Below are 14,272 nucleotides of genomic sequence, written 5' to 3'. Positions count from 1 at the left end.
ATTAGCAAATAAAATTGTATTTATGTTTTGCATTCTATTGAAGCTAAATAATTATTCTTATAAAGAAGAACTGCAGTGGATAACTACAAGTAGTTTTTTAGGAGGATTTATTAATGGTAGCCAACAAATCTAATGAGAAGAATCATGTAGAAGAGCAACACGATGTTTTGAAATCAACACAAACAGTAATTCATAAAGCTTTAAATAAACTTGGATATTCAGATGAAGTTTATGAATTATTAAAAGAGCCGATTCGAATGATGACAGTCAAAATTCCAGTGCGGATGGATGATGGGACTGTAAAAATCTTCACAGGCTACCGCGCTCAACACAATGATGCCGTGGGACCAACAAAAGGAGGAATTCGTTTTCATCCTAATGTTACGGAAACAGAAGTGAAAGCACTTTCTATTTGGATGAGTCTAAAATGTGGAATCGTTGATCTTCCATATGGTGGCGGAAAAGGAGGCATTATCTGTGATCCACGTGATATGTCTTTTCGTGAATTAGAAAGATTAAGCAGGGGCTATGTACGAGCAATCAGCCAAATTGTTGGACCAACTAAAGATATTCCAGCTCCAGATGTTTTTACTAATTCACAGATTATGGCATGGATGATGGACGAGTATAGCCGAATTGATGAATTTAACTCCCCTGGATTTATCACAGGAAAACCACTTGTATTAGGTGGTTCACAAGGAAGAGAAACTGCAACGGCTAAAGGTGTTACTATCTGTATACGAGAAGCTGCAAAAAGAAGAGGGATAGAGATAGAAGGAGCGCGTGTCGTCGTACAGGGATTTGGGAATGCGGGTAGCTTTTTGGCTAAATTTATGCATGATGCTGGAGCGAAGGTAATTGGTATTTCGGATGCATACGGTGCTTTACATGATCCTGAAGGATTAGATATTGACTATTTACTAGATAGACGAGATAGTTTTGGCACTGTTACAAACTTATTTAATAATACCATCTCAAATAAAGAATTATTGGAGTTGGATTGCGATATTTTAGTACCTGCTGCGATAGAAAATCAAATCACAGAACATAATGCAGATAATATTAAAGCAAGTATTGTTGTAGAAGCGGCGAACGGACCAACTACATTAGAAGCTACTCGTATTTTAACAGAAAGAGGAATTTTATTAGTTCCAGATGTATTAGCTTCAGCTGGCGGAGTAACTGTTTCTTATTTTGAATGGGTCCAAAATAATCAAGGGTATTATTGGACAGAGGAAGAAGTGGAAGAAAGACTGGAAAAAGTAATGAGTAAGTCCTTTAAAAACATTTATGATACTGCCAAAATACGTCGAGTTGATATGAGGCTGGCAGCATATATGGTGGGGGTTAGAAAAATGGCGGAAGCATCTAGATTCCGTGGTTGGATATAAATTTGATTAAATCTATTGCTGATTTTACAAAAATCTCCTATCCTTATAGGTAGGGGATTTTTTATATTGGACCTTTTTTGAGGGACGCCTTTTCGATTATGAATCATCTAATAGCTAAAAAAGAATGCATGATAGTAAAGCAAGGATTTTTTTAGAAGGGGCTAACCTTTTTGTAAAATGTTAGGAGTGACTATGTTGAAACGAGAAGAAGCAATTATCATTGGTGCTGGTCCCTGTGGTTTAGCAGCAGGGATCGCTTTAAAGGAAATAAATATAAATCCGTTAATCATTGAAAAAGGAAATGTTGTAAATGCCATACATGGTTATCCTACTCATCAAACTTTTTTCAGTACAAGTGAAAAGCTGGAGATTGGGGATGTCGCCTTTTTAACAGAACAATATAAACCAAATCGGAATCAAGCATTAGTCTATTATCGCGAAGTGGTTAAAAGAAAAGATCTTCGTATCCATGCATATGAAGAAGTATTAGACGTTCAGAGAACAGACGGAACAGACGGACAGGAGTTTATTGTAAAAACGAAAAAAGAGGAGTATATCGCTCCTTATGTTATTGTTGCTACTGGTTATTATGATCATCCCAATTATATGAATGTTCCAGGCGAAGACATGGATAAAGTAATGCATTATTTTAAAGAGGCACACCCTTATTTTAATCATGATGTCGCAGTAATTGGCGGGAAAAATTCAAGTGTGGATGCTGCGATCGAGCTAGTAAAAGCTGGTGCAAGAGTAACAGTTTTATATAGAGGGAGCGAATATTCCACTAGTATCAAACCGTGGATTTTACCAGAATTCGAGTCTTTAGTCCGCAAAGGAATTATTAAAATGGAATTCCATGCAAATGTTGTCGAAATAAAAGAGGGATCTCTTCTGTATGAAGTAAATGGAAAGCTTCATGAAATAAAAAATGACTTTGTTTTTGCAATGACCGGCTATCATCCTGATCATGCATTTTTGAAAAAAATGGGCATTGAAATTGAGAAAGAAACAGGAAGACCTGTATTTGATTCGGAAACTATGGAAACAAATGTGGAAGGAATATTTATTGCTGGGGTAATTGCTGCTGGAAATAATGCGAATGAAATCTTTATTGAAAATGGTAGATTTCATGGTACGCAAATCGCAAAGGCTATCCAAGAAAAAAATAAATGAGACCGTGCAACTCTTCTATAGGGGAAAAGGGGAAATAAAATGTTGGCGATTTTTTCAGCCGGACTTGCACCAGGTTTAGCGTTATTAAGCTATTTTTATTTAAAAGACCAATACGGTTCTGAGCCAATATCACTTGTTATGCGGTCTTTTATTACAGGGGCACTTCTTGTGTTTCCTATAATGTTTATCCAATATGTTATTCAAGCTGAGAATGTCATTCCAGAGGGAATTTGGAGTTCCTTGCTTACCACAAGCTTATTGGAAGAATTTTTTAAATGGTTTATTGTTTTTTATACAGCGGTGAAGCATGCTGATTTCGATGAGCCTTACGATGGTATAGTCTATGGGGTTGCCGTGTCCTTAGGATTTGCTACGATGGAGAATATTTTGTATTTAGTGGCAAATGGACTAGAGTATGCAATCGGAAGAGCCTTGCTTCCTGTATCTAGTCATGCCCTTTTCGGGGTTATTATGGGTTATTATTTTGGAAAAGGTAAATTTATTGTTCCTAGAGGGAAATGGCTTGTCTATTCCTTGCTTGTTCCTTTTCTGCTTCACGCTATATATGATTATATTGTCTCTTTAGAGAAAAATTGGCTTATCTTCATCACCCCTTTTATGTTTTATTTATGGTGGTTAGGCCTTAGAAAGGTGAAAAGTGCTAGAGAACTAAGTAGCGAACCTATTCGAAAAATGACGGGAACATAAATAAGAATAACGTAAAGGATATATTTACCATGAAGAAAGAGGAATGGTTAAAATCCTCTTTGGAATAAGCATTTATAACATCTAGCATGTAAGAAAGAAGAGTGATGTCATTCACTCTTCTTTTTTTTTGTATAAAAAACCAATTGTTACAAAAAATACAGTTAATGTTAATAGTAATTAGTTATGGGGGTAATAAGCATGAATAAAAAGTTTTTACTCACAAAAATATCAATCAGCCTTTTTGTTATGTCAGGACTACTAGTATTTCCTTTCGCTGAACAAAAAGTACATGCTTTTTCCAATCAGGTTATTCAGCATGGAGCGGTAGGAGATGATGTTATTGAATTGCAATCAAGACTTCAATATGTAGGATATTATAATGGGAAGATTGATGGAGTATTTGGTTGGCAAACTTATTGGGCACTAAGGAACTTTCAATATGAATACGGTTTGCCGATTGATGGATTAGCCGGTACGAAAACGAAAAATAAGTTAGCAAGTGCAACAAAATACAATGAGCAATTTGTCAAGGAACAGATAAATCGCGGGAAAAAGTTCTCTCATTATGGAGGAGTAGATTTAGAAAAGCAAAAAATGCCTTCTTCGAACAAAAGCAAAGCAAAAAAGCAAAATGATACAGCACAAAAGAAAACAAATAATAACGATCAAGCATCAAAACAAAAAAATGCAGCTGGAAACAACAATACGACTAATAAAAGCAGTAATCAAGGGGCAACTAATAACGACAATGCTCCCCAAAATACTACTAATACAAATGGCGGAGAAAATACAACGGGGAAAAAACCAACTGCAGCTAATGTTCCAAATGGTTTTTCACAAAATGATATTCAATTAATGGCAAATGCTGTATATGGTGAAGCAAGAGGAGAGCCATATGTAGGACAGGTAGCTGTAGCATCAGTAATTTTAAACAGAGTTAATAGTTCAACATTTCCAAATACCGTATCAGGCGTAATCTTTGAGCCGCGTGCCTTTACAGCAGTTGCAGACGGACAGATTTGGTTAACGCCAAATGAACAAGCAAAAGAGGCAGTTCTAGATGCAATAAATGGGTGGGATCCTACTGGAAATGCTCTGTATTACTTTAATCCAGATACAGCAACAAGTGGATGGATCTGGGGTCGACCACAAATTAAACAAATAGGTAAGCATATATTCTGTAAATAGTGGGGTGAGACAATGTTAAGAGGAATATTAATAGGAGTATTAACACTCGGTGTCGCAGGGGTGGCCTTTTGGGGCTATCAAGAACATAAAGAGAAAAATGCTGTATTATTAAACGCAGAGAATAACTACCAGAGAGCTTTTCATGATTTAACTTATCAAGTAGACCTACTTCATGATCAAATCGGGACAACTTTAGCAATGAATTCACAAGAATCTCTGTCTCCTGCATTGGCAGAAGTATGGCGAATTACTTCAGAAGCCCATTCAGATGTAGGTCAATTACCATTGACATTATTACCATTTAATAAAACAGAAGAGTTTTTAGCGAATATCGGAGATTTTAGTTATCGGACAGCAGTCAGAGATTTAAATAAAGAACCGTTATCGGATGAGGAATCCAAAACGTTAACAAAGCTGTATAAAGATGCAGCAGACATTCAAGATGAATTACGAAACGTGCAGCATTTGGTACTAGAAAATAATCTTCGCTGGATGGATGTTGAAATGGCATTAGCTACCGATAAACAATTGGATAACACCATTATAGATGGGTTAAAAACGGTAGAAGATAAAGTAGAAGGTTATCAGGAAACAAGCTTTGGTGTGACAAATGTAAATATGGAAAAGAAAGATGAAAACTTTAAAAATTTAAAAGGCAAGACAATAACAGAAAAAGAAGCAAAAGAAATCGCAAAAGAATTTGCAGATTTTAAAAATCCTGTTGATGTAAAAGTTACAGGAAATGGTAAAGGATCAAACTATGGTTTTTATAGTGTTTCTCTTAAAGAAAAGGGAACAAATGTAGAAGCTAGCATGGATATCACGAAAAAAGGCGGATATCCAATATGGTCAATTGTTTCTCGAGAAGTTAAGAAAGATAAAATAAGTCTAAATGAAGCAAGTAATCAAGCAGTTGAATTTTTAAAAGAACATAAATTTAAAAATCTAGCGTTATTTGAAAGTATGCAGTATGAAAATATTGGTGTGTTTAATTTTGTCACTGAAATAGATGGAGTGAAGATTTATCCAGATAGTGTCAAAATGAAGGTTGCATTGGATAATGGAAATATCATTGGTTTTGCAGCAGAGGATTATTTAAAGGCAAATAAAGAAAGAGAAATAAAAGATCCGGTTATTTCCAAACAAGATGCACGAAAAAAAATTAATAAACAAGTAAAAATAATGGATGATGGATTGGCAATCATCTTAAATGACATGAATGAAGAAGTATTATGTTATGAATTTATCGGGACATTAGGTGAAGACACTTATCGAATTTATATAAATGCTGATAATGGAGTGGAAGAGAAGGTAGAGAAGTTAAAAAATGCTGAACCTGTATATGAAGAAGTTGTGTAATTAGAAAAGAGCTGTCAACAAACTTTAATAAAAGTCTGTTGACAGTTTTTTAATTATAGGTACATAGAATTAGAATTACTGTGTTGTTAATGATGGAATGGACGGTATTGCCAAATATAAAACATTCATGCAATAATGATACATAAAAGTAGGTATTTTGGTATAAATAACCGGATTTGAACGTTAGGTCTTTAGGTCTACTTAAGATTTTCTAAACGAACTACATAATTTATATAGAAAAAATAAGATCAGTAGCATTAAAACGTTTATATAAATAGGAAGGAAAGTGTGAGATAAAGTGATTTCAATAGGAGACACATTAGTCATTGAACCGATTCATGGCGAAACAAAAGTAGAACAGTATAAAAGTCGTATTTTAGGAGTCGAGGAGAAATCAATCAGTATTGAATATCCAATTCACCTTGAAACAAACAAGCTTGTTTTTCTCATGAATGGAGCTCAGTTAAGGATTAACTTTGTAACAAACGAAGGTAATGCTTATTTATTTCATTCAGAAGTTATCGGTAGGAAAAAAGAGAATAATGTTCCCCTGCTAATCCTTTCGCTACCTCCTGATGATCAAATGATTAAGATTCAGCGAAGACAATTTGTAAGGATTGAAACAAGTGTTGATATGGCTATCCATCCTTTCGAGAAAGAGAACAATTTAGAACCATTTACAACTGTTTCTCTGGATTTTAGTGCAGGCGGAGCTGCGGTAATAGTTCCGAAACATATAAAACTTCAGCAAAATAGTAAAATTAAAGTTTCAGTAGTCTTACCTTTACAAAATGGTGAGTATAATTATCTACATTTATCTGCGAAAATAAAAAAAATCTTCGAATACAACGAACAGAACTATAAAATGGCTATCGAATTTTTGGACGTCGATCCCGTTGATCGACAATCCATGCTAAGATTCAGCTTTGACCGTCAACTATCACTGAAAAAGAAAGGGCTTGAAATTTGAATAAAGGCATGCATTTACTCCGATACTATTCCTATAATCTAAATATTACATGAGTCTAGCTTTGTTTATAAGAGCAGTAGAAAAAGGAGTTGCATGGAGTGAAAACGGTTGAAAGAATTTTATTAAAGATTATCGCCCTTCAAATTGTCTTTTTTATTATTGGGCAAATGCTTCATACTTGGGATTTTATACCGGAAATAAGAACAATCACTCAATATGAAGGTGTCATGGATTCGAATTTTGTCTCCTTTCTTGAGACCTTCGGTAGATAAGGATGATTATTCATAAATTGTCCTATCCAAAGAGATAGATAAAAGAGAGGATTTAATGATAAAAAATCGAAAGAATATGTTAAAATAAAAGAAAGTGAAGCCGTAAAAGCAAAGCTTTCTCTCCGTATTATTAATGTTGTTTCTCTTTTGTTAATGGGACTAGCTATGATTTCCCATTCCTTTTAGAGGAGAAATAGAATAGGAGAATTTTTTAATAAGTTAATTGGTATATTTGAGCCAGTAGTTCAGGAGGATTTATGGAAAAGAAAATTAGCATTGCAATTGATGGACCTGCAGCAGCAGGAAAAAGTACTGTTGCAAAGATTGTTGCGGAACAATTAGGATACATTTATATTGACACAGGTGCTATGTATAGAGCATTGACCTTTAAAGCAATTAATCATCATTTAAATTTAGAAGATGAAAAAAGTTTAATAAATATGTTAAATGAAACAGTTATTGAGCTTTTCCCAGGTGAACATGGTCAACTAATTTTTTTAGATAACAATGATGTCACAAAGGAAATTCGTTCAAGTGAAGTAACAAACTCTGTTTCCATTGTTTCTAAACATAAGCTCGTAAGGGAAGAAATGGTAAGAAGACAACAAATGTTTGCTGTAAACGGCGGGGTGGTAATGGATGGTAGAGATATTGGTACCCATGTGATTCCGACCGCTGAAGTAAAGGTCTTCCTTTTAGCTTCTGTTGATGAAAGAGCAATTAGAAGACATAAAGAGAATGTATCAAAAGGTTATCATTCAGACTTAGAACAGTTAAAACGAGAAATTGCTGCAAGAGATAAATTAGACTCAGAACGTGAAATTGCTCCATTGAAGAAGGCGGACGATGCGATTGAATTGGACACAACTTCTTTATCCATAAATGAGGTAGTCGAAAAAATTATGGAGCTAACTAGAGAAAAAATAAGTAATTAATGAAAACGAAAGCAAAAATCACTTAATCTTTCAAACTAGTCTAGTGTTTCTTACTTGACAAAAAAAGAAGTTTGTAAGAACTTTAAAGAGAAGGTTTCTTATAAATCGTATGCATGATTAATTTATTTTCGGTTGCCTAAACATTCTTTCGAGAATGTTTAGGCGCTATAGAGTCGAAGGAGGAGTACATATGTCTGAGGAATTAAATGATGTAGTTGTAAATAATTATACTGTCGGAGACGTAGTAAGTGGTCAGATTACGAAAGTGGAAGAGAAACAGGTGATTGTTGCAATCAGCGACAGTAAACTCGATGGGATTATACCAATAAGTGAATTATCTAGCCTTCACATTGAAAAAGCGAGTGATGTAGTAGCTGAAGGAGACAAACTTGAGTTAGAAGTAATTAAAGTGGAAGAAGATGCTCTGGTTTTGTCAAAAAGAAAAGTGGATGCGGAAAAAGCATGGGATCAGCTTGAAGAGAAGTTTAATTCTGGCGAAGTGTTCGAAGCAGAAGTAAAAGACGTCGTAAAAGGCGGACTTGTGGTTGATCTTGGTGTCAGAGGCTTTGTTCCTGCTTCCTTAGTAGAAGCTCATTATGTAGAAGATTTTTCTGATTACAAAGGGAAGATCATTTCTTTTAAAATTGTAGAATTGGAAAAAGACAAGAGTCGCCTTATATTATCCCACCGTGCAGTTGTTGAGGAAGAGAAAAATAAACAAAAACAAAACCTCCTTGACTCAATTGAAGTTGGCGAAACACTTACAGGTACCGTGCAAAGAATTACAGATTTTGGTGCTTTTGTTGATTTAGGCGGAATTGATGGATTAGTTCATATTTCTCAATTATCTCATGATCATATTTCTAGTCCGACAGATGTAGTTCAAGAAGGGCAAGAAGTAAAGGTGAAAGTATTAAGTGTTGATCGTAATAATGATCGTATCTCTTTATCTATTAAAGAAACACAACCAGGACCGTGGGCAGACATTGCAGCGCGTGCTGAAAAAGGTAGTGTTCTAGATGGAACTGTAAAACGTATTGTTTCCTATGGGGCTTTTGTTGAAGTATTCCCAGGGGTTGAAGGTCTTGTTCATATATCTCAAATTGCCCATAAGCATATTGGAACACCTCACGAAGTATTAAAAGAAGGACAAGAAGTCCAAGTAAAAGTTTTAGATGTGAATGAAGAAGAACAACGCCTTTCTTTAAGTATTAAAGAATTAACAGAAAAAGAAATAGACGAAGAAGAAGTATATGAACTTCCTGAAGAATCAAAAGGTTTCCAATTAGGAGATATGATTGGTGAGCAATTGAAAAAGTTAAAAAATTAATGTTATATAATCAAGAGGTGGCCATTTTGGCTACCTCTTTGTCTTTTTACTTATTATCGTTTAGTAATCTTCCTTCTTCTGGACTTTGTAAGCGAGTGGAACCATTATAATGAAGTGCTTGATCGCGATCAGATTCTACTCTGTTACTATTTTTTAATTTTTTTTCCTGTCTATCTTTACCCATTTACAATGCCTCCTGTTTTTCATTTCCATTATAAAATGGATGTCTCCTTCTTTCTTTCGTAGAAGTTCTTTTTATTATTCTTCCGTATGCAGAAAATACTTAATGAAAAAAATTCCTAAAAAAATTACCGAATAGTCCCTATGCACTCTTCTATCTTTTTCGTTTAAATTACATAGTTCCGAGACATAATGGAAAAATAGAGGAGAGTGAGGATATGGAAGGATCAATCTTTTTATTCTGTACATGGTGTATCTGGATAATAACAACGTTTTTTATGGACAAAAATAATCCAAAGCGAACAAAATATTCTATTTATATATTAACAGCAATTATTTTAAGTCCTTACCAGTGGGAATGGCAAGGAAAAAGTTGCTCCATTTTGCTCCTAGTTGTGTTAATAATGTCGTTTTTTTATACAGGTACTTTGCGATGGAAGAACTGCATTTATACGATTGTTTCGTCTTTTTTTATGATGTTAGCTTATGTTACATATGAGTTAATGGCCATCATTGATCCTTTTTGGGTATTCATTCCGGGTGTATGGCTGAAAACAAGTATATTATTTACATTCCTTATCTTGGTGCACAAAAATATATCTTGCCAAATACTTGTTTTGCTGATTGGAAGTATTAATGGGGAGATAGTTTTAAGCTTCCTTTTAAGAAGCTATCAGATGGATTATTCCATTGGTTCAATGGCCTTTTTCGATTTTTTAACACTTGGTTTGCTAGGATTGATTTCTCTTTATTACCTAAAAATAACACTTGTTAGATGGGAAAATTATGTATTTTTGCTTGAAAAGGAGAGACAAAAAAACTTATGAGTAATTTCGTTTATCCAATTCTATTTGGAGTAATTGTTGGAACCTTGTTAAGGATGTTTATGCTGCGCACTGATTATAGACAATATCCGACTTATTTACATGGGAAAATCATTCATATAGCGTTAGGTTTTATTGCAGCAGGTTTAGGATCCGTAGCAATACCATCCATATTAAACAAAGATTTTACAGCAGTAACTTTCCTTACTGTTGCCGCCTCTCAATTTCGTGAAGTTAGAAATATGGAGAGAAATACGTTAACAGAACTAGATAGTTTTGAAATGGTACCAAGAGGAAAAACATATATCGAAGGAATCGCGATTGCTTTTGAAAGTAGAAATTATTTAGTAATGTTTGCTGGCTTAGTCAGCACGTTTGGTTATATTGTTTTCAACATATGGACAGGAATACTTGCAGCAATCATCTCGGTTGTCATAGCGAAGAAACTAATGTCTGGTGGTCAATTAAAGGATATAGTAGATATAGAATATGTTCAACCGACATTTAAAGGGGCTGGTTTACATATTGATACCATTTATATAATGAATATTGGGTTACCGGAGCGACAGAAAGAAGTGTTGAAATATGGAATGGGATTTATTCTCACACCAAAGAATTTTAATGCGAGAACTACCATTGCAAATTTAGGACAAAGACAAGCAATTTTATATGATGTTACAACGGCTCTGGGTGTATACCGTGACTCCGGAACACCTGCGTTAGTACCTCTAGCTAAGAGAGACCTAGAAGATGGAAGAGTTGCTGTATTTGTGTTACCTCAAATACATAATGAAAAAAAAGCCATTCGTATCATTGGTGCAGTTCCAACTCTAGAAAATGCGATTCGCATGCCAAGTAAGCGTGAAGAAAGGGAGGATGAGTTAGAATGACTTTAGAGAAATACATTTTAGCCTCCATAACAACTAATCCAAATAAAGTTGCTCCAGGAACCGGTGTATTTTATTGCCAAGATACAAAGGAATTAGAAACAGTTGCGACTAATTTAGAAGCGATATTAGATGGGATTGCCCATAAAATCAGCGAGGAAGTTTTTATTATTGTAAAACATTAATTATCATAAGAGAGCTAGAAAAAAGTAAGGTTATGCAAAAGAAATATAGTTTTATGTTGCTAGGTTATCATCTCTTTGATAAACTATTTTAGTTAGGGGTCTACCTCTCAGTTTAAGGGTTAACCCCTATTTTACTATTTTTTGTTAAAGGGTATTACTTGAGCAAATCGATTATTGGTTTTGTTTTGAAGGAGAATTTTTTGAATTAGTGTTTATGACATACTCAAAACGAAGCTATAAAAACGGAAAGTACAAAAAAGCTTTAGTGCTTACGTTCATAAAAGAAATAAATAATCTAAGAAATGTTCTTTAACATCGTGATTACCTTAGGTTTATACTGCTAAGGAATCATGCTGCATGGATAGAATGATTATGTATATGAAGGGATGATAGCGATGGCGAAACCAGTTATTGCAATAGTTGGACGACCGAATGTTGGGAAATCTACTATCTTTAATCGGATAGTAGGAGAACGGATTTCTATTGTAGAAGATATACCAGGAGTAACGAGAGATCGTATCTATAGCTCGGCAGAATGGTTAAATCATGATTTTAACCTTATTGATACAGGAGGTATTGATATTGGGGATGAACCATTTTTAGACCAAATACGTATGCAGGCAGAAATTGCAATTGAGGAAGCAGATGTTATTATTTTTATAACAAATGGTCGTGAAGGTGTTACTTCCGCAGATGAAGAAGTGGCGAAGATTTTGTATAAAGCGAAAAAGCCTGTTGTGCTAGCTGTAAACAAAGTAGATAACCCAGATATGAGAGAACAAATTTATGATTTTTATTCATTAGGATTTGGAGAACCGTTTCCGATCTCTGGTTCACATGGTCTAGGACTTGGAGATTTATTGGATGAAGCTGCAAAGCATTTTCCTAAGCGTGATACAAAGGATTACGATGATGATGTTATTAAATTTTCGCTTATAGGAAGACCTAATGTTGGGAAATCTTCATTAGTGAATGCAATGTTAGGCGAAGACCGCGTAATCGTAAGTAATGTTGCAGGAACAACGCGTGATGCAATTGATTCCCAAGTAACGGTTAATGGTGAAGAATTCGTGATTATCGATACAGCTGGAATGAGAAAAAAAGGAAAAGTATATGAGTCTACAGAAAAATATAGTGTCCTTAGAGCATTACGAGCAATCGAAAGATCAGATGTTGTCTTAGTAGTTATTGATGGGGAAGAAGGCATTATTGAACAAGATAAAAAAATTGCTGGTTATGCTCATGAGGCAGGAAGAGCAGTTATTATTGTTGTAAATAAATGGGATGCAGTAGAAAAAGATGAAAAAACAATGAAAACCTTTGAACAAAATATAAGGGAGCATTTCTTATTCTTAGACTATGCACCAATTTTATTCTTATCTGCGAAAACAAAGAAACGTATTCATACTTTAATTCCGATGATTAAAGTTGCCAGTGAAAATCATACACGCCGAGTGGAAACAAGTGTGTTAAATGATGTTATAATGGATGCGGTTGCGATGAATCCAACTCCAACAGATAAAGGAAAAAGATTAAAAATATACTATACTACCCAAGTTGCAGTTGGACCGCCTACTTTTGTTGTTTTTGTAAATGATCCAGAATTGCTTCACTTTTCTTATGAGCGATTTTTAGAAAATCGGATTAGAGATGCCTTTGGTTTTGAAGGAACACCGATTAAAATATTTGCAAGAGAAAGAAAATAAAAGAGGTGTAAAGGATGAAAGATAAAAAATCCGTAGCGATGATTGGTGCTGGAAGCTGGGGGACAGCACTATCATTAGTACTTGGCGACAATGGTCATACTATTCATATTTGGGGAAAAGATGAGAAAAATATTGCAGAGATAAATAATTTACATCAAAATAGTAAATATTTGCCTGGAATTACCTTACCCAATGAAGTAAAAGGCACTACTTCGTTAGAAGAGAGTGTTCATGATGTGGATATCATTGTTTTAGCTGTACCAACAAAAGCGATGCGTGAGGTAATTCCTCAATTACTCCCGTATATTAAAGAACCGAAAACGTTCGTTCATGTAAGCAAAGGAATTGAACCTGGTACATTACTTAGAATTTCTGAAATAATGGAGGAAGAGATACCTGAAAGCATCCGAAAGAGTATTGTTGTGCTCTCTGGACCTAGTCATGCGGAAGAAGTAAGCTTGCGTCATCCGACGACTGTTACAGTATCTTCTAAAAATATGAAGGAAGCTGAACTGGTACAAGATTTATTTATCAATCATAATTTTCGAGTATACACAAATCCGGACCTTATCGGAGTAGAAATTGGCGGGGCGTTGAAAAATATTATTGCAGTGTGTGCAGGGATTGCAGATGGATTAGGTTTTGGTGATAATGCAAAGGCCGCATTAATTACAAGAGGACTTGCTGAAATGGCAAGACTTGGAACAAGAATGGGCGCAAATCCACTTACTTTTGCTGGTTTGACTGGGATTGGAGATTTAATTGTTACTTGTACAAGTGTTCATTCAAGAAACTGGCGAGCAGGTAATATGCTTGGAAAAGGTCATGCACTAGAAGAAGTACTGGAGCAAATGGGAATGGTTGTAGAAGGAATCCGAACAACGAAAGCAGCCCATCAGCTTTCCGAAAAATACGATGTTACGATGCCTATCACAAATGCATTATTCGAAATTTTATTCAATGGCCAAGATGCAAAAGCAGCAGTCGAAAGCTTAATGGCCAGAGGAAAAACGAACGAAATGGAAGATTTAATAAACATTCTTGCTTCTCAGTACATAGAATAAGGAAAAGATGTGTACTTTGTAAATCCTTTCTTATGAAAGGAGAATGAACGAAATCTTTTTATGGAAATTTAGGCGTTTTAATGGTTCGAAAATGGATGTA

At 34.8% G+C, this 14,272-nt stretch carries 15 protein-coding genes; 14 read left to right on the top strand and 1 reads right to left on the bottom strand.

Translation table 11 applies throughout. The features are described 5' to 3' along the window. Positions 1-113 precede the first annotated feature (113 nt). The 9 genes from NST77_RS10785 to rpsA all read left to right on the top strand — a co-directional run bounded on the left by NST77_RS10785 (position 114) and on the right by rpsA (position 9,326). On the top strand, positions 114-1,391 hold the full coding sequence (locus tag NST77_RS10785) for a Glu/Leu/Phe/Val family dehydrogenase (RefSeq protein WP_095331805.1): 1,278 nt from the start codon (positions 114-116) through the stop codon (positions 1,389-1,391). 195 nt (positions 1,392-1,586) lie between these two features. Beyond that, positions 1,587-2,564: a YpdA family putative bacillithiol disulfide reductase gene (locus NST77_RS10780; protein ID WP_341122966.1), complete on the top strand. Its 978-nt coding sequence runs from the start codon at positions 1,587-1,589 to the stop codon at positions 2,562-2,564. A gap of 39 nt (positions 2,565-2,603) precedes the next feature. Further along, a complete protein-coding gene (gene prsW, locus NST77_RS10775; protein ID WP_095331809.1) occupies positions 2,604-3,272 on the top strand; it encodes a glutamic-type intramembrane protease PrsW in 669 nt (222 codons plus the stop codon). A 246-nt stretch (positions 3,273-3,518) separates the two neighbouring features. Continuing rightward, positions 3,519-4,460 (top strand): spore cortex-lytic enzyme, encoded by a 942-nt coding sequence (gene sleB, locus NST77_RS10770; RefSeq protein ID WP_235850306.1) that lies wholly within the window; start codon positions 3,519-3,521, stop codon positions 4,458-4,460. Positions 4,461-4,472: 12 nt separating this feature from the next. Then, positions 4,473-5,819: a germination protein YpeB gene (gene ypeB, locus NST77_RS10765; protein ID WP_123257850.1), complete on the top strand. Its 1,347-nt coding sequence runs from the start codon at positions 4,473-4,475 to the stop codon at positions 5,817-5,819. 298 nt (positions 5,820-6,117) lie between these two features. Continuing rightward, positions 6,118-6,789, top strand: a complete 672-nt coding sequence (locus NST77_RS10760; RefSeq protein ID WP_095331815.1) for a flagellar brake protein — start codon at positions 6,118-6,120, stop codon at positions 6,787-6,789. 98 nt (positions 6,790-6,887) lie between these two features. Next, positions 6,888-7,061: a DUF5359 family protein gene (locus NST77_RS10755; RefSeq protein ID WP_163186170.1), complete on the top strand. Its 174-nt coding sequence runs from the start codon at positions 6,888-6,890 to the stop codon at positions 7,059-7,061. A 257-nt stretch (positions 7,062-7,318) separates the two neighbouring features. Then, positions 7,319-7,996, top strand: a complete 678-nt coding sequence (gene cmk, locus NST77_RS10750; protein WP_095331817.1) for a (d)CMP kinase — start codon at positions 7,319-7,321, stop codon at positions 7,994-7,996. Positions 7,997-8,186: 190 nt separating this feature from the next. Beyond that, the gene (gene rpsA / locus NST77_RS10745) at positions 8,187-9,326 is read left to right on the top strand and encodes a 30S ribosomal protein S1 (RefSeq protein ID WP_095331819.1); all 1,140 of its coding nucleotides are present in this window, start codon (positions 8,187-8,189) and stop codon (positions 9,324-9,326) included. A 46-nt stretch (positions 9,327-9,372) separates the two neighbouring features. Here rpsA and NST77_RS10740 read toward each other — a convergent pair whose 3' ends face one another. After that, positions 9,373-9,510: a YpzI family protein gene (locus NST77_RS10740; RefSeq protein ID WP_095331821.1), complete on the bottom strand. Its 138-nt coding sequence runs from the start codon at positions 9,508-9,510 to the stop codon at positions 9,373-9,375. 214 nt (positions 9,511-9,724) lie between these two features. Here NST77_RS10740 and NST77_RS10735 point away from each other — a divergent pair, with 214 nt between their 5' ends. The 5 genes from NST77_RS10735 to NST77_RS10715 all read left to right on the top strand — a co-directional run bounded on the left by NST77_RS10735 (position 9,725) and on the right by NST77_RS10715 (position 14,172). Then, positions 9,725-10,333 carry a YphA family membrane protein gene (locus NST77_RS10735; RefSeq protein WP_095331823.1) on the top strand — a complete coding sequence of 203 codons (609 nt, stop codon included), beginning with the start codon at positions 9,725-9,727 and terminating at the stop codon, positions 10,331-10,333. After that, complete coding sequence (locus NST77_RS10730; protein WP_095331825.1) at positions 10,330-11,220, top strand: YIEGIA family protein; 891 nt, start codon at positions 10,330-10,332, stop codon at positions 11,218-11,220. Before NST77_RS10735 ends, NST77_RS10730 begins: the two co-directional genes overlap by 4 nt. Further along, on the top strand, positions 11,217-11,402 hold the full coding sequence (locus NST77_RS10725; protein WP_095331827.1) for a capping complex subunit for YIEGIA: 186 nt from the start codon (positions 11,217-11,219) through the stop codon (positions 11,400-11,402). Before NST77_RS10730 ends, NST77_RS10725 begins: the two co-directional genes overlap by 4 nt. A 395-nt stretch (positions 11,403-11,797) precedes the next feature. Next, the gene (der, locus tag NST77_RS10720; protein ID WP_341122965.1) at positions 11,798-13,108 is read left to right on the top strand and encodes a ribosome biogenesis GTPase Der; all 1,311 of its coding nucleotides are present in this window, start codon (positions 11,798-11,800) and stop codon (positions 13,106-13,108) included. A gap of 14 nt (positions 13,109-13,122) precedes the next feature. Next, entirely contained in the window at positions 13,123-14,172 is a 1,050-nt protein-coding gene (locus NST77_RS10715; protein ID WP_095331831.1) for an NAD(P)H-dependent glycerol-3-phosphate dehydrogenase, read from the top strand. Positions 14,173-14,272: the final 100 nt, after the last annotated feature.

Origin of the sequence: Niallia sp. FSL W8-0177 (genome assembly GCF_038006285.1) — a bacterium.
GTDB classification, from domain to species: domain Bacteria; phylum Bacillota; class Bacilli; order Bacillales; family Cytobacillaceae; genus Niallia; species Niallia circulans_A.
The sequence above is the reverse complement of the archived record's forward strand: the minus strand, read 5'-3'. Positions and strand labels throughout refer to the sequence as shown.

Bases quoted from the DNA above. Each gene is read 5' to 3' on its own strand.
- NST77_RS10785 (WP_095331805.1), top strand. From the start codon at position 114: ATGGTAGCCAACAAATCTAATGAGAAGAATCATGTAGAAGAGCAACAC.
- prsW (WP_095331809.1), top strand. From the start codon at position 2,604: ATGTTGGCGATTTTTTCAGCCGGACTTGCACCAGGTTTAGCGTTATTA.
- sleB (WP_235850306.1), top strand. From the start codon at position 3,519: ATGTCAGGACTACTAGTATTTCCTTTCGCTGAACAAAAAGTACATGCT.
- ypeB (WP_123257850.1), top strand. From the start codon at position 4,473: ATGTTAAGAGGAATATTAATAGGAGTATTAACACTCGGTGTCGCAGGG.
- cmk (WP_095331817.1), top strand. From the start codon at position 7,319: ATGGAAAAGAAAATTAGCATTGCAATTGATGGACCTGCAGCAGCAGGA.
- rpsA (WP_095331819.1), top strand. From the start codon at position 8,187: ATGTCTGAGGAATTAAATGATGTAGTTGTAAATAATTATACTGTCGGA.
- NST77_RS10740 (WP_095331821.1), bottom strand. From the start codon at position 9,510: ATGGGTAAAGATAGACAGGAAAAAAAATTAAAAAATAGTAACAGAGTA.
- NST77_RS10735 (WP_095331823.1), top strand. From the start codon at position 9,725: ATGGAAGGATCAATCTTTTTATTCTGTACATGGTGTATCTGGATAATA.
- NST77_RS10730 (WP_095331825.1), top strand. From the start codon at position 10,330: ATGAGTAATTTCGTTTATCCAATTCTATTTGGAGTAATTGTTGGAACC.
- NST77_RS10725 (WP_095331827.1), top strand. From the start codon at position 11,217: ATGACTTTAGAGAAATACATTTTAGCCTCCATAACAACTAATCCAAAT.
- der (WP_341122965.1), top strand. From the start codon at position 11,798: ATGGCGAAACCAGTTATTGCAATAGTTGGACGACCGAATGTTGGGAAA.
- NST77_RS10715 (WP_095331831.1), top strand. From the start codon at position 13,123: ATGAAAGATAAAAAATCCGTAGCGATGATTGGTGCTGGAAGCTGGGGG.